Below are 18875 nucleotides of genomic sequence, written 5' to 3'. Positions count from 1 at the left end.
GGGAGCCAATCCGTGAAAGACTTACTAAAGTTTCTGAAAGCGCAAACTAAGACCGAAGAGTTTGATGCGATCAAAATTGCTCTGGCATCGCCAGACATGATCCGTTCTTGGTCTTTTGGTGAAGTTAAGAAGCCAGAAACCATTAACTACCGTACGTTCAAACCAGAACGTGACGGCCTTTTCTGTGCCCGTATTTTCGGACCAGTAAAAGACTACGAATGCCTGTGCGGTAAGTACAAGCGTTTAAAACATCGCGGCGTGATCTGCGAGAAGTGCGGCGTTGAAGTGACCCAGACTAAAGTACGCCGTGAGCGTATGGGCCACATCGAACTGGCTTCCCCGACTGCACACATCTGGTTCCTGAAATCGCTGCCATCGCGCATCGGTTTGCTGCTGGATATGCCACTGCGTGACATCGAACGTGTTCTGTACTTCGAATCCTATGTGGTTATCGAAGGCGGCATGACTAACCTCGAAAAACGCCAGATCCTGACTGAAGAGCAGTATCTGGATGCGTTGGAAGAGTTTGGTGATGAGTTCGACGCGAAGATGGGTGCGGAAGCAATTCAGGCTCTGTTGAAAAACATGGACCTGGAAGCAGAGTGCGAGCAACTGCGTGAAGAGTTGAACGAAACCAACTCCGAAACCAAACGTAAGAAGCTGACCAAGCGTATCAAGCTGCTGGAAGCGTTCGTTCAGTCTGGTAACAAACCAGAGTGGATGATCCTGACTGTGCTGCCGGTACTGCCGCCAGACTTGCGTCCATTGGTTCCGTTGGACGGCGGCCGTTTCGCAACGTCAGATCTGAACGATCTGTATCGTCGCGTTATCAACCGTAACAACCGTCTGAAACGCCTGCTGGATCTGGCTGCGCCAGACATCATCGTACGTAACGAAAAACGTATGCTGCAAGAAGCGGTAGATGCTTTGCTGGATAACGGCCGTCGCGGTCGTGCAATCACCGGCTCTAACAAGCGTCCGCTGAAATCTCTGGCAGACATGATTAAAGGTAAACAGGGTCGTTTCCGTCAGAACCTGCTGGGTAAACGTGTCGACTACTCGGGTCGTTCCGTTATCACCGTAGGTCCATACCTGCGTCTGCACCAGTGTGGTCTGCCGAAGAAAATGGCACTGGAACTGTTCAAACCGTTCATTTACGGCAAGCTGGAACTGCGTGGCCTGGCCACCACCATCAAAGCCGCTAAGAAAATGGTTGAGCGCGAAGAAGCTGTCGTTTGGGATATCCTGGACGAAGTTATCCGCGAACACCCGGTACTGCTGAACCGTGCACCAACCCTGCACCGTTTGGGCATCCAGGCGTTTGAACCGGTTCTGATCGAAGGTAAAGCAATCCAGCTGCACCCGCTGGTTTGTGCGGCATATAACGCCGACTTCGATGGTGACCAGATGGCTGTTCACGTACCGTTGACGCTGGAAGCCCAGCTGGAAGCGCGTGCGTTGATGATGTCTACCAACAACATCCTGTCACCTGCGAACGGCGAGCCAATCATCGTTCCTTCTCAGGACGTTGTATTGGGTCTGTACTATATGACCCGTGACTGTGTTAACGCCAAAGGCGAAGGCATGGTTCTGACTGGTCCTAAAGAAGCTGAGCGTATTTATCGCGGCGGTCTGGCCTCTCTGCATGCGCGTGTCAAAGTGCGTATCACCGAAGAGATCAAAAATACCGAAGGCGAAGTTACGCACAAGACGTCGATTATCGACACGACTGTCGGTCGCGCCATCCTGTGGATGATCGTGCCAAAAGGTCTGCCGTTCTCGATCGTCAACCAGCCTCTGGGCAAAAAAGCTATCTCCAAAATGCTGAACACCTGTTACCGCATTTTGGGCCTGAAGCCGACCGTTATTTTTGCTGACCAGATCATGTACACCGGTTTTGCTTACGCTGCCCGTTCAGGCGCGTCAGTAGGTATCGATGACATGGTAATCCCTGCGAAGAAAGCAGAGATCATCGAAGAAGCAGAAACCGAAGTTGCTGAAATCCAGGAACAGTTCCAGTCTGGTCTGGTCACTGCTGGCGAACGCTATAACAAAGTGATCGACATCTGGGCTGCGGCCAACGAACGTGTTGCTAAGGCAATGATGGAAAACTTGTCTGTTGAAGACGTCGTCAACCGTGACGGTGTTGTTGAACAGCAGGTTTCCTTCAACAGTATCTTTATGATGGCCGACTCCGGTGCGCGTGGTTCTGCTGCACAGATTCGTCAGCTGGCTGGTATGCGTGGCCTGATGGCGAAACCAGATGGTTCCATCATTGAAACGCCAATCACCGCGAACTTCCGTGAAGGTCTGAACGTACTCCAGTACTTCATCTCTACTCACGGTGCTCGTAAAGGTTTGGCGGATACCGCACTGAAAACGGCTAACTCCGGTTATCTGACCCGTCGTCTGGTTGACGTGGCACAGGATCTGGTCGTGACCGAAGACGACTGTGGTACTCACGAAGGCATCATGATGACTCCTGTCATCGAAGGTGGCGACGTTAAAGAACCACTGCGTGAACGTGTGCTGGGTCGTGTGACTGCAGAAGATATCCTCAAGCCGGGTACGGCGGATATCCTGGTTCCACGTAACACCCTGCTTCACGAGAAGACGTGTGATCTGTTAGAAGAGAACTCTGTCGACAGTGTGAAAGTACGTTCAGTCGTAAGTTGCGAAACCGACTTTGGTGTGTGTGCAAACTGCTACGGTCGCGACCTGGCACGTGGTCACATCATCAACAAAGGTGAAGCGATCGGTGTTATTGCAGCACAGTCCATCGGTGAGCCGGGTACCCAGCTGACGATGCGTACGTTCCACATCGGTGGTGCGGCATCTCGTGCGGCAGCAGAATCCAGCATTCAGGTTAAGAACACCGGTACCATTAAGCTGAGCAACCACAAGCATGTTAGCAACTCTAACGGCAAACTGGTTATCACTTCCCGTAACACTGAGCTGAAATTGATCGACGAATTCGGTCGTACCAAAGAAAGCTATAAAGTGCCTTACGGTTCCGTGATGGGCAAAGGTGATGGCGCATCTGTTAACGGCGGCGAAACCGTGGCTAACTGGGATCCGCATACCATGCCAGTTATCAGTGAAGTGAGTGGTTTCATTCGCTTTGCCGATATGGTGGATACTCAGACCATCACACGCCAGACCGACGACCTGACCGGTTTGTCTTCTCTGGTGGTTCTGGACTCTGCAGAGCGTACCGGTAGCGGTAAAGACCTGCGTCCTGCACTGAAAATCGTTGATGCTAAAGGCGACGACGTATTGATCCCAGGTACTGATATGCCTGCTCAATACTTCCTGCCAGGTAAAGCGATTGTTCAGCTGGAAGATGGTACTCAGATCCACTCTGGTGACACCCTGGCGCGTATTCCTCAGGAATCCGGCGGTACCAAGGACATCACCGGTGGTCTGCCACGCGTTGCTGATCTGTTCGAAGCACGTCGTCCGAAAGAGCCTGCAATCCTTGCTGAAATCAGCGGGATCATCTCCTTCGGTAAAGAAACCAAAGGCAAACGTCGTCTGGTAATTTCTCCGTTGGATGGCAGCGATGCTTACGAAGAAATGATTCCTAAATGGCGTCAGCTGAACGTGTTCGAAGGCGAAGTTGTGGAACGTGGTGACGTCGTATCTGACGGCCCTGAGTCTCCGCACGACATTCTGCGTTTACGTGGTGTTCACGCGGTTACCCGCTACATCACCAACGAAGTGCAGGAAGTTTACCGTCTGCAAGGCGTTAAGATTAACGATAAACACATCGAAGTTATCGTTCGTCAGATGTTGCGTAAAGGCACCATCGTTAGCGCTGGTGGCACTGACTTCCTGGAAGGCGAGCAGGCAGAAATGTCTCGCGTTAAAATCGCTAACCGCCAGCTCGAAGCTGAAGGCAAAATCACGGCAACCTTTACCCGTGATCTGCTCGGTATCACCAAAGCCTCTTTGGCGACCGAATCCTTCATCTCTGCAGCGTCGTTCCAGGAAACCACGCGCGTTCTTACCGAAGCCGCTGTTGCGGGTAAACGTGATGAACTGCGTGGCCTGAAAGAGAACGTTATCGTTGGCCGTCTGATCCCAGCCGGTACCGGTTACGCTTATCACCAGGATCGTGCACGCCGTAAAGCACAAGGCGAAGTGCCAGTTGTACCGCAAGTCAGCGCGGATGAAGCAACGGCTAACCTGGCTGAACTGCTGAACGCAGGTTTCGGTAACAGCGACGATTAATCGTCCTCTGTCGAAACGCATAGAACCGCTCCTTCGGGAGCGGTTTTTTTTTGCCTGAAGTGTGCGAGTTGAAACGATCTGAAAAGAGGAGCCGGAACAGGGAACTGGACGATAACCTGCTCCGGCTATTTGGAAGCAGCGCCGGGATGAGTGGCGCCGGCCAGTTGCGAATATGCAGTGGCAAAAGCACATTAATGCTCCTGGCCCGCAGGTGCGAGGGGCAAAATTACTTTATGGAATCTGCATTCCTGAGAGTTTACTTGTTTGCCATCCGGCGACATTTTCCTGCGAGACGCGCCCCAAAAAACTGTCCCAGTCTTTCCAGACCGGTTGCAGCCCGGCTCGGGTCAATGCGTTCGCTACGTGCTGAGGTGAACGGTTGTCGTGCGGTGCAAATTGTTCAAGTTCAGGATGATTATCGGCATAGCCACCGGGCTGTGTTTTAGATCCTGCACTGACAGTGTTGATCGCCAGCGGAATAACGTGATCCCGGAAATAGGGGGATTCGCGTGTCGACAGTGAGAGCTCGACATCCGGCGCGAGCATTCTGAAAGCGCAAATCAGTTGTAACAGCTGATTTTCTTCCAGCAGGGAAGCCGGTTCGATGCCACCGGTACAAGGTCGCAGTCTTGGAAACGCCACCGAATAGCGACTTTGCCAGTAGGTTTGTTGCAGATACAACAAATGTTCGGCCACCATATAGCTGTCAGTCCTCCAGTTGCCAGAAAGTCCGAACAGCGCCCCCAAACCGATTTTGTCGATTCCCGCACGCCCGAGCCGGTCTGGTGTTTCCAGCCGCCAGAAGAAATCCTGTTTCTGTCCGCGAAGATGATGCAAAGCATAGGTAGGCGCGTGATAGGTTTCCTGATAAACCAGCACGCCATCCAGCCCCAGCGTTTTCAGCTCAGCATATTCTTCCTGTTGCAGCGGCTGAACCTCAATCATCAGTGAATCGAAATGGCTTCTGATCGCGGGGAAATGACGGCGGAAATAGTCCATGCCGACCTTTCCCTTATGTTCGCCGGTGACCAGCAACAGATGTTTGAAACCCAGCGCATTCAGCGCTTCGCATTCCCGCCTGATTTCATCTTCGTCCAGCGTTTTACGTTTGATTTTATTGCTCATCGAAAAGCCGCAATACGTACATTCGTTGGCGCAAAGATTGGATAAATACAATGGCGCGAAGAAATTCACCGTATTGCCGAATCGCTGGCGCGTGAGTTGTTGCGCGCGTTGCGCCATCGGTTCCAGGTAAGGCAGCGCGGCGGGAGAAATCAATGCCATGAAATCTTCACGACTGATTTTGTTGCGGCTGAGCGCCTGTTCGACATCACGGGATGTTTTGCTATTGATACGCAGTGAAATATCATCCCAGTCCAGCGTTGACCACACATCTGTGAAGTTATTCATGACAACACCTGCGAGGTATTGAGGAAACCGGTCAGCGGGCTGGATGCGCTGGCGTGTCGTTGTCTGCCGCCTAATCCGCTTTGACGGGTGATAATCCCGGCCTGAACGGCCAGCCTGAATGCCGTTGCCATAGCAACCGGATCACCTGCGACAGCAATCGCCGTATTGACCAGCACGGCATCGGCCCCCATTTCCAGCGCTTCAGCGGCCTGGCTTGGTGCACCAATGCCAGCATCAACAACGACCGGAATGCGAGCCTGCTCGATGATGATTTGCAGAAAATCACGGGTTTGCAGCCCCTGATTGGAACCGATCGGCGCACCCAGCGGCATGACGGCGGCGCAGCCCGCTTCTTCCAGACGTTTACACAGCACCGGATCTGCGCTGCAATACGGCAAAACAACAAATCCCTGTTTCACCAGAATCTCTGCGGCTTTCAATGTTTCAACGGCATCGGGCAGCAGATATTTTACGTCGGGATGAATTTCAAGTTTCACCCAGTTTGTGCCCAGTGCTTCTCTTGCCAGTTGTGCGGCAAATACTGCCTCTTCAGCTGTTTTAGCGCCCGATGTATTGGGCAGCAAACGGATGCCGAGCTGTTGCAGAGGAGACAGAATATCATCACCTCCGCGACGCAGATCGATGCGTTTCATCGCCATAGTCACCAGCTGAGAGCCAGATGCTTCAAGCGCCTGTTGCATCAACGCCGGACTGGCGAATTTTCCTGTTCCGGTAAAAAGGTGCGACGTGAATGTGGTATCAGCAATTTTTAACATGTCAGCCTCCGGCTATCGCCTGAAAGAGCAAGATCTCATCACCGTCTTCCAGTAAATGAGCTGGCCAGTTATCACGGGGGATAATGACCTGGTTAACCGCCAGTGCGCTGCCTGCAGGGTTTAACGCCAGCAAATTGAGCAGGTTTAGTAACGTGAGCGGTTGACTGAATTGGTGTGGTTCATCATTGACCAGAATGTTCACACGTGGCCTCCGCAGATGGCACAGGCAGATGAACGCGTGAGTTGCAGTGAACGCCAGTTTTGCGTTTTTCCATCGAACAGACGTAATTTGCCGCTCAGTACAGAAGGCAGACCAGCCAGAATCTTCAGCGCTTCCAGTGCCTGCAATGTACCGATGGTACCGACCACCGGGCCGAGCACGCCGGATGTACGGCAGTTGCGCTGTACGGTTTCCTGATCCGGATATAAACAGGCGTAACAACCGTGAGCGTAAGGGGCTTCAATAACCAGAAGTTGTCCGCTGAATCCGACGGCGCTGCCGCTGATCAAGGTTTTACCGGCATCCACACAAACTTTATTAACTGCATGCCGGGTTTCCATGTTATCGCTGCAATCCAGAACGATATCGGCGTCCGATACGGCACGGGTCAATGCTTCTCCCGACAGACGTTCCGTGATGGCCACGGCTTCGCAAAGCGGATTCAGGCGCAGCAGTTCACGCTTTGCCAGAACGGCTTTGGGCTGATCGAGATCTGCCGTACGGTAGAGGATTTGCCGCTGAAGATTGGTGATATGCAATTGATCGTCATCGGCCAGAATCAGCTTACCTACGCCTGCTGCTGCCAGGTACAAGGCTGCGGGAGAGCCGAGGCCACCAAGGCCGACAATCAGTACTTTCGCCGCCTGTAATTTTTCCTGTGCCAGCGGACCGAATTCCTCCAGCATCAACTGGCGGCTGTAGCGCATAAAAGCCGCATCGTTAAGCATCTTGCGGCACCTTGCTGGCGCATAAGGCCAGCAGTTGTGCCGTCGCTGCACGCCAGTCCGCCGCCTGAGTAATGGCACTGACGACGGCTATACTGCCGACGCCGCAGTCGAGAACCGACGCCGCGCGGTCGATGCTGATCCCACCAATGGCCACCGTCGGAAAGCTGCCATCGAGCTTCTTAACATGTCGGGTGAGTTCTGCCAGCCCTTGCGGCGCCGAAGGCATATCTTTGGTCTGCGTCGGGAAGATATGGCCGAGGGCGATGTACGAAGGATTCACCGCGACAGCGCGTGCCATTTCAGCATCGTCATGCGTGGAAACGCCCAGCCGTAAGCCGGCCTGACGGATAGCCTCAAGATCGGCAGTATCCAGATCTTCCTGACCCAAATGCACCCCATACGCCTGATGCTTGACCGCCAGACGCCAGTAATCGTTGATGAATAACCGGGCCTGATATTTTTTACCGAGCGCGATGGCATCAATAATTGCTGGCTCGGCTTGCTCATCAGGCAAATCTTTCACACGCAGTTGCAGTGTTTTAACGCCCGCGTCCAGCAGACGGGCAATCCATTCCACGGTATCAACGACCGGATATAAACCGAGGTGGAATGGAACGGCAGGAAAGGATTGAGAGGACGGATTCATTTGCTGCTCTCCGAACTGAGGTTATCGGCCGGGTGATAAAGCTCACCGCCGCGCGAACGGAATTCGGCAGACATCTGCGCCATACCGGATTCAACGAGTTCTATTGGCTGGGCTTTGGCTTCAAGCGCAGCGGCGTAATCGCGAACTTCCTGAGTGATTTTCATCGAGCAGAATTTCGGGCCACACATCGAGCAGAAGTGTGCAACTTTGCCGGATTCCTGCGGCAGCGTTTCATCGTGGTAGGCGCGTGCCGTTGCCGGATCGAGAGCCAGATTAAACTGATCTTCCCAGCGGAATTCGAAACGCGCTTTTGACATGGCGTTATCGCGGATTTGGGCACCGGGATGGCCTTTAGCTAAATCGGCAGCATGTGCTGCGATTTTGTAGGTAATCAAACCCTGCTTAACGTCTTCTTTGTTCGGCAGGCCCAGATGCTCTTTCGGCGTGACATAACAGAGCATGGCGCAGCCAAACCAGCCAATCATCGCGGCGCCAATACCGGACGTAAAGTGATCGTAACCCGGCGCGATATCGGTAGTCAGCGGACCAAGGGTATAGAACGGGGCTTCGTGACAATGCTCGAGTTCTTCGGTCATGTTGCGGCGGATCATCTGCATCGGCACATGTCCCGGACCTTCGATCATCACCTGAACATCGTATTCCCAGGCAATTTTGGTCAGTTCGCCCAGCGTGCGTAATTCGGCGAATTGCGCTTCGTCATTGGCATCCTGAATCGAACCCGGACGCAGGCCGTCGCCCAATGAAAGCGAGACATCATAGGCGGCGCAGATTTCACAGATCTCGCGGAAATGCTCAAACAGGAAGCTTTCGCGATGATGTGACAGACACCATTTCGCCATGATCGAACCGCCGCGCGACACGATCCCGGTCAGGCGTTTGGCGGTCATCGGCACATAACGCAGCAACACACCGGCGTGAATGGTGAAGTAATCGACGCCTTGCTCGGCCTGTTCAAGCAATGTATCGCGGAATATTTCCCAGTTCAGATCTTCGGCCACACCGTTCACTTTTTCCAGGGCCTGATAAATCGGCACGGTGCCGATCGGTACCGGACTGTTACGCAGGATCCATTCACGGGTTTCATGTATATAACGTCCGGTGGAGAGATCCATTACGGTGTCCGCGCCCCAGCGTGTCGACCACACCAGTTTCTCCACTTCTTCTTCGATGGAAGATGTCACCGCCGAGTTGCCGATATTAGCGTTCACTTTCACCAGGAAATTACGCCCGATGATCATCGGCTCTGATTCAGGGTGGTTAATGTTGGCGGGAATAATCGCGCGCCCGGCTGCCACTTCCTGTCGCACAAACTCTGCAGTGATACTGGCGGGCAGATGCGCGCCAAAGCTTTCGCCGGGATGTTGCTGGCGCAGAACCTCGCCGCGGATCCGTTCACGCCCCATATTTTCGCGAATGGCGATAAATTCCATCTCAGGTGTGATGATGCCTTTGCGGGCGTAATGCAGTTGCGTGACATTTTTACCCGCAATGGCTTTGCGAGGGCGCGGCAGGTGTTCGAAGCGGAGGTGGTCCAGCCCGTCATCCGCCAGCCGCTGCTGAGTAAAACCGGAACTGACCTGTGAAAGTTCCTGCGTGTCCGCACGCTCGTTTATCCAGCGGGCGCGTAATTTTCCCAGACCGGTATGCACGTCGATAACTGCCGCCGGATCACCGTAAGGTCCGGCGGTGTCGTAAACAGGAATTGCTTCGTTTTCTTCGAACTGCGGATTGTCTTTGCCGCCGCCGACCAGCGTCGGGCTGAGCTGGATTTCACGCATCGGCACGCGGATATCTTCGCGGTCAGCTTCAAGATAAATACGCCGGGAGTTGGGGAAAGCTTCGCCCTGCAAGCTGTCGATAAACGATTGTGCCTGCGCGCGTTGTTCACGGCGATTTGACGGTTTCTTTTCAGAAATAACGGGTTTTTGGGTACTCGACATAGCAAATTCCTCGCAAAAAAACGTGATGGAAAATTGCTTGTCAGGAGGTTTACGGCAGGAGTAAAAATGGGCGGTGCAGCACGGGCGGCCTTATGCAGGCAGATGCCTGATTGCGCTGAACGCATAACATTACTCTTGTTCCCTTCGCGGGTACTAACCCGATCAGGTTCCGCGGATCCCGAATTAACGGTCTCAGCCTGGCGTAATTCTCAACAGAAAATTATGCGCTAGGCACTCCGACAAGAAGCCTCAATATAGGAGGCGTTTTTTTAAACTACAAGTAAAACCATAACCCTGAGCAGGGTTTTATTGTGGCAACGTGTTAAGCCGGTCTGGCGAGATCAGGTTCATTTTCCGAAGGTGGCACACTCTCCGGGGCTGGCTCAAAAGCCATGATAATTAATTGATCTTCCAGTTGAAAACGGGCATCTAATGCCTCACCGATATCCGATAATGCATAGTGAAACGCGAAAGCATTATCATCGTCAATATCAGTTTCTGTGTAACTGTCATGGAAAGCCATGATAGCTTCAGTATTCAGCTCCAGAGCAGGGTAGATTTTTGCCGCCTGTACTTTTTTCGGGCTGCCTGCGCCATCGACTTCTTCAATGATGCGTGGATAGAGATGAAAATGCCCGGCAGAAAGATAGTCGACCAGATGATGGCAAAAACTGTCCAGCGCCTTTTCATTCAAAGGTGTATGTTTTTCTTTATTGGGTTTCAGACCGACGAAAGTGCAGTACGAAACCAGCAGTTCTTTGCGTGCGTGCAGCCATTGATCCACTAACTCATTACTGCCACCAACGCGTTGGGTCAGTCTTTCCAGACGATTTAGCATGGTTGACTCCGTGAGCGACAAAAAAAGTAACCAAAAGTTACTAATATGTAAATATCTTACTCAGATTGTCAGTCCCGACGAGGTTATGCAACAACAATTATGGAATTACAGATTACTGAGCAACACAACGGTTGGTGGATCATCAGCCAGGAAGGCAAGCTATGGCTGCCTGAGGGTGAACTGCCGTTTGGCAGCGCCGCACAATTTTCTCTGACCGGTAAAACAGCGCGGCAGATCGGCGAATGGCAGGGCGAACCTGTCTGGCTGGTTCGTCAGACGATGCCAAACCATATGATTTCTGCCCGTCAGTTGCTGGATCAAGATCGCGGATTATTCCAGTTGGTCGGGCGTGGTGTGCAGTTGTCAGAATTTTACCGTTCTCACAAGTTTTGTGGTTACTGCGGACATGAAATGCACGTCAGCAAAACCGAGTGGGCTGCACTCTGCGGGCACTGTCGCGAACGCTATTATCCGCAGATTGCGCCCTGCATCATTGTGGCTATCCGTAAGGGGGATGAGATTTTGCTTGCGCAGCATGTCCGCCATCGTAATGGTATTCACACGGTTCTGGCGGGTTTCGTGGAAGTCGGAGAAACGCTGGAAGAAACTGTGGCACGTGAAGTGATGGAAGAAAGTAACATCCGGGTGAAAAATGTCCGTTACATCAGTTCCCAGCCCTGGCCGTTCCCCAATTCGCTGATGATGGCATTTATGGCGGATTACGACAGTGGCGACATACAGCATGACCCGAAAGAGTTGCTTAACGCGAACTGGTATCGCTTTGATGCATTGCCGCAGTTGCCACCGCCCGGGACGATTGCGCGCCGCCTGATTGAAGACACCGTTGCCCTTTGTCGTGCCGAACACGAAGAGTAGAGGCGATTTTACGTGATAGAATGCTGTCAGATGATTGTCGGGCGGCCCGAATACTGAAGGAAAGAGCAAGAATGAATGAGTTGAAAAACGACCGTTACCTGCGTGCTTTGTTACGTCAGCCAGTGGACATTACACCGGTCTGGATGATGCGTCAGGCTGGTCGTTATTTGCCGGAGTACAAAGCAACCCGCGCTGAAGCCGGTGATTTTATGTCGCTGTGCAAGAATGCCGAGCTGGCCTGTGAAGTGACTTTGCAGCCGCTTCGTCGCTACCCGCTGGATGCGGCGATCCTGTTCTCCGACATCCTGACCATTCCTGATGCGATGGGGCTGGGGCTCTATTTTGAAGCCGGTGAAGGCCCGCGTTTTTCTTCACCACTGACGAATCGTGCCGATGTCGAAAAACTGCCGGTTCCGGATCCTGAAATGGAACTCGGGTATGTCATGAATGCCGTGCGAACCATCCGTAAGAACCTGCAAGGTGAAGTACCGCTTATCGGTTTCTCCGGCAGCCCGTGGACGCTGGCGACGTATATGGTAGAAGGGGGCAGCAGTAAAGCCTTCACCAAAATCAAAAAGATGATGTACGCCGATCCGGCGACTATGCATCTGTTACTCGATAAAGTGGCAGACAGCGTCATTCTTTACCTTAATGCACAGATCAAAGCTGGCGCCCAGTCTGTGATGATTTTTGACACATGGGGCGGCGTGTTGACTCCTCGCGATTACCGCGAATTCTCCCTGAACTATATGCACAAAATTGTTGATGGTCTGATCCGTGAAAACGAAGGACGTCGTGTGCCGGTGACTCTGTTTACCAAAGGCGGTGGTCAGTGGCTGGAAGCGATGGCCGCAACGGGGTGCGATGCGCTGGGTCTGGACTGGACCACCGATATTGCCGATGCACGCCGTCGTGTGGGTGACAAAGTCGCGATTCAGGGCAACATGGATCCTTCAATGTTGTATGCCTCGCCAGTGCGTATAGAACAGGAAGTGGAGACCATTCTGGCCGGTTTCGGCAAAGGCAATGGTCATGTGTTCAATCTGGGCCACGGCATTCATCAGGATGTCCCGCCGGAAAATGCGGGTGCCTTTGTGGAAGCGGTGCATAGCCTGTCCCGGCAATATCACGAGTGAAATCCCGGTATGATCGATACCCGTGCTTTACGTGAAGAACAAAGGATTCTCGCAGATCAGATCGAACTGCAGGATCCGCCAGGATTTATCACTCCCGCGTTGATCGCGGGAGTGGATGTCGGTTTCGAACAGGGCGGTGAGGTGACACGTGCGGCGGTGGCTGTTTTACGCTACCCAACGCTGGAACTGGTGGAATATCAGATTGCCCGCATTCCCACTGTTATGCCATACATTCCCGGTTTCCTTTCCTTCCGCGAACTTCCCGCACTGCTGCAAGCCTGGCAGCAACTCTCATTGCAGCCTGATTTGGTTTTTGTCGACGGGCAAGGGATCGCGCATCCGCGCCGTCTCGGCGTTGCCAGTCACTTTGGTCTGATGATCGACGTGCCGACGATTGGTGTGGCGAAAAGTCGTCTATGCGGTCAGTTCCTGCCATTAGGCGATGAACTACACAGCCGCCAGGCGCTGTACGAAGGGGATGAACAGATTGGCTGGGTGTGGCGCAGCAAGCTACGCTGTAATCCATTATTCATCTCACCCGGTAATCGTATCAGCATGGATTCATCGTTTTATTGGGTCGAACAGTGCATAAGGCAATATCGTCTGCCGGAGCCTACCCGTTGGGCGGATGCTGTGGCATCAAACCGGGCGGCGTTTCAACGCTGGCAACGGTTGAGTGATGATCTTTAGGAATCAAGGAATAGGGATATTGATTTATTTCAGGTAAACTCCCGCGCAGAAAAGTTAACGAGATCAACTCATGTTACGTAATCCAATTCATTTACGTCTCGAAAAGCTGGAAAGCTGGCAACACGTGACGTTTATGGCGAGCTTGTGTGAACGCATGTATCCGAACTATCAGGCATTTTGCCTGGAAACCGGGTTTGGTGAACCACAGCTTTACCGCCGCATCCTGGATTTAATTTGGGAAACGCTGGTGGTAAAAGACGCCAAGGTCAATTTTGACTCACAGCTCGAAAAACTGGAGGAAGCGGTGCCTTCTTCTGATGATTACGACATCTATGGGGTTTATCCGGCCATTGATGCGTGTATTGCATTAGGCGAACTGATTCATTCGCGTCTGAGTGGCGAAACGCTGTCTCACGCGGTTGCCGTCAGTGAGACGTCAATTCGTACTGTCGCGATGCTGGAAATGACTCAGGCCGGGAAAGAAATGACCGATGAAGAACTCAAAGTCATTCCTGCCGTTGAAGAAGAATGGGACATCCAATGGGAGATTTTTCGCCTGTTGGCTGACTGTGAGGAGCGTGACCTGGAATTAATAAAAGGGTTACGTTCTGACCTGCGTGAAGCTGCTGTCAGTAACATTGGCATAAATTTAGCGCAATAAGGCAAGAAAACGTGATTTAACGCCTGATTTGTCGTGCCTTAAGGCTTCACATCCGCACCCTGTCTGGTCTACATTTGGGGGGCGTAAAAAAAGTGGCTATCGGTGCGTGTATGCAGGAGGGTGCTGTCAATCGGCATATCCGTCGCACTTGATGCTTTGCAAACGATAAACACACTGTAAAGGATAACTTATGAACAAGACTCAACTGATTGATGTAATTGCGGACAAAGCTGATCTTTCCAAAGCACAGGCCAAAGTTGCTCTTGAATCTACCCTGTCTGCTATTACCGAGTCTCTGAAAGAAGGTGATGCTGTACAATTAGTTGGTTTCGGGACTTTCAAGGTAAATCATCGTAACGAGCGTACTGGTCGTAACCCACAGACTGGTAAAGAAATCAAAATCGCAGCTGCAAACGTGCCTGCGTTCGTTTCTGGTAAAGCTCTGAAAGACGCTGTTAAGTAATTGCTTGCAGTGAAAAGAATAAGCGGGGGGGCCTTTAAGGCCCTTCAGTTTATCACCCCCGGACTGGTAGCAGGTTTACTGGTGCTCGGTCTGGTGGGTTGCAGTTCTAAAAAAGGCCCTGAGTTATTCTTTGCCAGCGGCTATGTCGCTGATCAAGGTATCAACCGGCTCTGGCGCGAAGACAGCGCACAGCACGAGCCTCAAACCATTCTCAACGTCTATAGCCCCTATTACGGCGGCGATACAATTATTACCCGATACGAATTCCAGCAGGGGCAATTGCACCTGATTAAAGAAACCCATGCGACTAAAACTGATTTGGGTGTCATGCTGCGTTTTGACGAGGGTGGCAACGTTAGCTTTATGCAGCGACAACTCCCTGAGCGCCGCGAGAAGTTATCGTCAGACGAAATCGAACGCTATAAATATGAAGCGTCAAAAACCCTCGATCTGAGCAATGCGCTGCGGGCAGGGAATGTCCGGCTGGTCCAGGCACGCTGGCGCAAAGGGTTAATAACGACCTGCGCAGGCGAGCAGGTGACGCCGGCACTGACCGTCCGTTCACAGGTCTGGCTGGCGAAACGGGCCAGCCGAAGTAATGATAATCTGGGCTTAGCCTGGCTGACGGCTCCGCAAGGCAACGAACTGTTGCTGGTCGCCAATGAAGATTTCTGTAAATGGGAACCAAAAGAGTCTGATCTCTGATCCCGTTTTCACTATTGAAAAGGCACGCCGAAGCGTAATGCCGGTCACTTAAGCATTTTTATGAATACAAATTCATTTTTGTGCTTCAAAGGATAATGAAGGAATCAGGCTTATAGCGCTATTTTTCTTCATCGAAGGCCCAAATTCACGGGCCTCATTTCCTTAAGTGACCGGCATTACGCCGAAGCGTGCCTTTTTTGATCGTCGGGTGAGATGTAATTACTGATTACGTTCGCGGTCGATGGCGCGATAACCGATGTCTTTGCGGCAGAAACTACCTTCCCAATGAATGTCTTTCGCTAAATCATAAGCGCGTGCCTGGGCTGCTTCCACCGTTTTACCCAATGCCGTCACACATAACACGCGACCGCCATTAGTGACCACACGTTCATCCTGCAAACGGGTCCCGGCGTGGAAGACTTTACCATCCGGCACTTCTTCCAGCGGCAGGCCATGAATAACGTCTCCGGTTTTATAATCAGCAGGATAGCCACCGGCTGCGAGCACGACACCCAGAGACGGGCGCGGATCCCACTCAGATGTTTTATCACCCAGACGACCTTCAGCACCGGCCAGGCATAAATCCACAAGATCAGAACGCAGACGTAACATGATCGGCTGAGTTTCCGGATCGCCGAAACGGCAGTTGAACTCGATCACTTTCGGCTGGCCGTCGGCTGAAATCATCAGACCGGCATACAGGAAACCGGTATAAGTGTTATTTTCCGCCGCCATACCGCGAACAGTCGGCCAGATGACCTGATCCATCACGCGTTGATGGATTTCATCGGTTACGACCGGCGCCGGAGAATAGGCTCCCATGCCGCCCGTGTTCGGACCGCTGTCGCCGTCACCCACGCGTTTGTGATCCTGACTGGTCGCCATCGGTAACACATTGCTGCCGTCGACCATGACGATGAAACTGGCTTCTTCGCCATCGAGGAATTCCTCGATAACAATGCGATGACCTGCATCACCGAAAGCATTTCCCGCCAGCATGTCGTGAACGGCGTCTTCCGCTTCTTTCAACGTCATCGCAACAATGACGCCTTTACCTGCTGCCAGACCATCGGCTTTGATGACTATCGGTGCGCCTTTGCTGCGCAGATAAGCCAGGGCGGGTTCGATTTCGGTGAAGTTCTGATAATCGGCACTTGGGATGTTATGGCGAGCCAGAAAATCCTTAGTGAAGGCTTTAGAACCTTCCAGTTGCGCGGCTTCCTGCGTCGGGCCAAAAATTTTCAGACCGGCTGCACGGAAAGCATCAACCACGCCAATCACCAGCGGCGCTTCAGGGCCGACAATCGTCAGCCCGATGTCATTACTTTTAGCGAAAGCCACCAAACCGGCGATATCCGTTGCGGCGATATCAACGTTTTCCAGTAACGGTTCCAGCGCGGTACCGGCGTTGCCTGGTGCAACAAAGACTTTATCAGCCAAAGGTGACTGCGATGCCTTCCATGCCAGTGCATGTTCACGCCCGCCGTTACCGATAATTAAAATATTCATTCGAAGACTCCGGGTGAGCGGGCGCATCGCACCCGCTAAAAGAAAATTAATGACGGAAATGGCGCATGTCGGTGAACAGCATTGCAATGCCGTGTTCGTTAGCCGCGGCGATCACTTCATCGTCACGGATAGAACCGCCTGGCTGGATAACACAGGTAATACCTACCGCTGCCGCAGCGTCGATACCGTCGCGGAACGGGAAGAAGGCATCAGAAGCCATTACGGAACCGGCTACTTCCAGGCCTTCGTCAGCGGCTTTAATACCGGCAATTTTAGCGGAGTAAACGCGGCTCATCTGGCCTGCGCCGATACCGATGGTCATTTTGTCTCGGGCATACACAATGGCGTTGGATTTGACGAATTTTGCGACTTTCCAGCAGAACAGGGCATCTGTCAGTTCCTGCTCTGTCGGCTGGCGCTCGGATACCACACGCAGATCAGCGGTATCAACCATACCCAAATCGCGATCCTGAACCAGCAGGCCGCCGTTAACACGTTTGAAGTCGAGCGCTTTCTGGCGACCTTCCCATTGTCCGCAGGTCAGTACACGAACGTTTTGTTTCGCGGCGGTGAGTGTCAGTGCCTCGGCACTTACCGATGGTGCGATGATCACTTCCACAAACTGACGGCTGATGATCGCTTTTGCCGTTTCAGCATCCAGTTCACGGTTGAAGGCGATAATGCCGCCGAAAGCTGAGGTCGGGTCAGTCTGATAGGCGCGTTCATAAGCTGCCAGTATGCTGTCGCCGATAGCAACGCCGCAAGGGTTGGCGTGTTTGACAATGACGCAGGCCGGTTCAGCAAACTCTTTCACACATTCCAGAGCCGCATCGGTATCCGCAATGTTGTTATAGGAAAGTGCTTTGCCCTGCAGCTGGGTAGAAGTGGCAACCGAAGCTTCGCTGACGTTCTCTTCTATATAGAAGGCAGCGTTCTGATGGCTGTTCTCGCCATAACGCATATCTTGTTTCTTTATATAGCTGAGATTCAGTGTGCGCGGGAACTGGCCGGAAGCCGATTCAGTATCACCGTGGTAAGCCGGAACCATCGTGCCAAAGTAGTTAGCAATCATGCCGTCGTAAGAGGCGGTGTGTTCAAAGGCTTTAATCGCCAGGTTGAAACGAGTCGCCAGCGTCAGCGAGCTGTTGTTGGCATCCATCTCTTCAATAATAGAAGCGTAATCGCTGCTCTTTACTACGATCGCCACATCTTTATGGTTCTTCGCTGCCGAGCGAACCATGGTAGGGCCGCCGATATCAATGTTTTCTACCGCATCTTCCAGTGAACAATCTGGACGTGCGACGGTTTGTGCGAACGGATAAAGGTTAACGACCACCATGTCGATTGGCGCAATGGAATGTTGTGCCATGATTTCATCATCTTTCCCGCGACGACCGAGGATGCCACCGTGAACTTTCGGGTGCAGGGTTTTGACGCGTCCATCCATCATTTCCGGGAAGCCGGTGTAGTCAGAGACTTCAGTGACTGGCAGGCCGGCTTTCGCCAACAGGCTGGCGGTGCCGCCAGTGGAAAGTAATTCAACGCCACGCGAAGACAGAGCCTGGGCGAATTCTACGATACCGGCTTTGTCAGAAACACTGAGCAGGGCACGGCGGATTGGACGAGATTGTTGCATGGTGGTTATATCCTTGGCTTTGGAGTCGCAGTAAAGAGCGTTATCTGAATTCAATGACGCTTTTCTTCTCTTTATATAGAGCAATTTGCAGAAAAACGCGGGATTGAGCTTGGATAACTTCCCTTCGGCGACTGACTTTTCATTTATTACCCCTAAAGGGCAGTGAAAACTGACGCGCGAAATTGTAGCGAAAACGATTGCGCGACGCTCGCAAAATTTGAGATTCCTGTGCCTCTGTGGATAAATCTGTGCAAAACACGGTATAAGCAGTGGGTTTGCTGTGTAATGCAGCAAACGGTGTTTTTTCTTAAAATTAGCCCTTGCGGCCTGCTGAGAACTCCCTATAATGCCGCTCCATCGACAGGGAACAACGTGAACAACATCACG

16 protein-coding genes and 1 riboswitch are annotated in these 18875 nt (G+C 52.5%); of the genes, 7 read left to right on the top strand and 9 right to left on the bottom strand.

What is annotated here, in order from left to right:
- Positions 1-12 precede the first annotated feature (12 nt).
- Entirely contained in the window at positions 13-4233 is a 4221-nt protein-coding gene (rpoC, locus tag HGO41_RS24280) for a DNA-directed RNA polymerase subunit beta' (protein ID WP_013577408.1), read from the top strand.
- Positions 4234-4464: 231 nt separating this feature from the next.
- Here rpoC and thiH read toward each other — a convergent pair whose 3' ends face one another.
- From thiH to HGO41_RS24245, 7 genes are all read right to left on the bottom strand, one after another.
- On the bottom strand, positions 4465-5643 hold the full coding sequence (gene thiH / locus HGO41_RS24275; protein WP_013577407.1) for a 2-iminoacetate synthase ThiH: 1179 nt from the start codon (positions 5641-5643) through the stop codon (positions 4465-4467).
- Positions 5640-6419, bottom strand: a complete 780-nt coding sequence (locus HGO41_RS24270; RefSeq protein ID WP_131638569.1) for a thiazole synthase — start codon at positions 6417-6419, stop codon at positions 5640-5642. The genes thiH and HGO41_RS24270 overlap by 4 nt, the downstream gene beginning before the upstream one ends.
- Position 6420: 1 nt before the next feature.
- Complete coding sequence (gene thiS / locus HGO41_RS24265) at positions 6421-6621, bottom strand: sulfur carrier protein ThiS (RefSeq protein WP_037035715.1); 201 nt, start codon at positions 6619-6621, stop codon at positions 6421-6423.
- Complete coding sequence (locus tag HGO41_RS24260) at positions 6618-7367, bottom strand: HesA/MoeB/ThiF family protein (RefSeq protein WP_112197870.1); 750 nt, start codon at positions 7365-7367, stop codon at positions 6618-6620. Before HGO41_RS24260 ends, thiS begins: the two co-directional genes overlap by 4 nt.
- Positions 7360-8013, bottom strand: coding sequence for a thiamine phosphate synthase (gene thiE, locus HGO41_RS24255; protein WP_013577403.1), 654 nt, complete (start codon positions 8011-8013; stop codon positions 7360-7362). The genes HGO41_RS24260 and thiE overlap by 8 nt, the downstream gene beginning before the upstream one ends.
- Positions 8010-9974 (bottom strand): phosphomethylpyrimidine synthase ThiC, encoded by a 1965-nt coding sequence (gene thiC, locus HGO41_RS24250; protein ID WP_112152610.1) that lies wholly within the window; start codon positions 9972-9974, stop codon positions 8010-8012. The genes thiE and thiC overlap by 4 nt, the downstream gene beginning before the upstream one ends.
- Before the next feature lie 122 nt (positions 9975-10096).
- Positions 10097-10223: riboswitch (TPP riboswitch) on the bottom strand.
- 73 nt (positions 10224-10296) lie between these two features.
- A complete protein-coding gene (locus tag HGO41_RS24245; protein WP_013577401.1) occupies positions 10297-10812 on the bottom strand; it encodes an Rsd/AlgQ family anti-sigma factor in 516 nt (171 codons plus the stop codon).
- A gap of 99 nt (positions 10813-10911) precedes the next feature.
- On the opposite strand from HGO41_RS24245, the gene nudC reads away from it, so the two are divergent.
- From nudC to HGO41_RS24215, 6 genes are all read left to right on the top strand, one after another.
- Positions 10912-11688 carry an NAD(+) diphosphatase gene (nudC, locus tag HGO41_RS24240; protein ID WP_121019125.1) on the top strand — a complete coding sequence of 259 codons (777 nt, stop codon included), beginning with the start codon at positions 10912-10914 and terminating at the stop codon, positions 11686-11688.
- A 71-nt stretch (positions 11689-11759) separates the two neighbouring features.
- Positions 11760-12824: a uroporphyrinogen decarboxylase gene (hemE, locus tag HGO41_RS24235; RefSeq protein ID WP_013577399.1), complete on the top strand. Its 1065-nt coding sequence runs from the start codon at positions 11760-11762 to the stop codon at positions 12822-12824.
- Between the two features lie 9 nt (positions 12825-12833).
- The gene (gene nfi / locus HGO41_RS24230) at positions 12834-13514 is read left to right on the top strand and encodes a deoxyribonuclease V (RefSeq protein WP_013577398.1); all 681 of its coding nucleotides are present in this window, start codon (positions 12834-12836) and stop codon (positions 13512-13514) included.
- A gap of 70 nt (positions 13515-13584) precedes the next feature.
- Positions 13585-14175 carry a YjaG family protein gene (locus tag HGO41_RS24225; protein ID WP_013577397.1) on the top strand — a complete coding sequence of 197 codons (591 nt, stop codon included), beginning with the start codon at positions 13585-13587 and terminating at the stop codon, positions 14173-14175.
- A 190-nt stretch (positions 14176-14365) separates the two neighbouring features.
- The gene (gene hupA / locus HGO41_RS24220; RefSeq protein ID WP_013577396.1) at positions 14366-14638 is read left to right on the top strand and encodes a nucleoid-associated protein HU-alpha; all 273 of its coding nucleotides are present in this window, start codon (positions 14366-14368) and stop codon (positions 14636-14638) included.
- A gap of 18 nt (positions 14639-14656) precedes the next feature.
- Entirely contained in the window at positions 14657-15343 is a 687-nt protein-coding gene (locus HGO41_RS24215) for a DUF1481 domain-containing protein (RefSeq protein WP_369794811.1), read from the top strand.
- A gap of 219 nt (positions 15344-15562) precedes the next feature.
- Here the strand turns inward: HGO41_RS24215 and purD are convergent, their stop codons facing one another.
- Both purD and purH read right to left on the bottom strand, forming a co-directional pair.
- On the bottom strand, positions 15563-16852 hold the full coding sequence (purD, locus tag HGO41_RS24210) for a phosphoribosylamine--glycine ligase (RefSeq protein WP_112152632.1): 1290 nt from the start codon (positions 16850-16852) through the stop codon (positions 15563-15565).
- 46 nt (positions 16853-16898) lie between these two features.
- On the bottom strand, positions 16899-18488 hold the full coding sequence (purH, locus tag HGO41_RS24205) for a bifunctional phosphoribosylaminoimidazolecarboxamide formyltransferase/IMP cyclohydrolase (protein WP_013577393.1): 1590 nt from the start codon (positions 18486-18488) through the stop codon (positions 16899-16901).
- Positions 18489-18875 lie beyond the last annotated feature (387 nt).

The sequence above is a fragment of the Rahnella sp. CG8 genome (assembly GCF_023701875.1).
In the GTDB taxonomy this organism is placed as follows: domain Bacteria; phylum Pseudomonadota; class Gammaproteobacteria; order Enterobacterales; family Enterobacteriaceae; genus Rahnella; species Rahnella aceris.
This window is presented reverse-complemented; position numbering and strand designations above follow the sequence as displayed.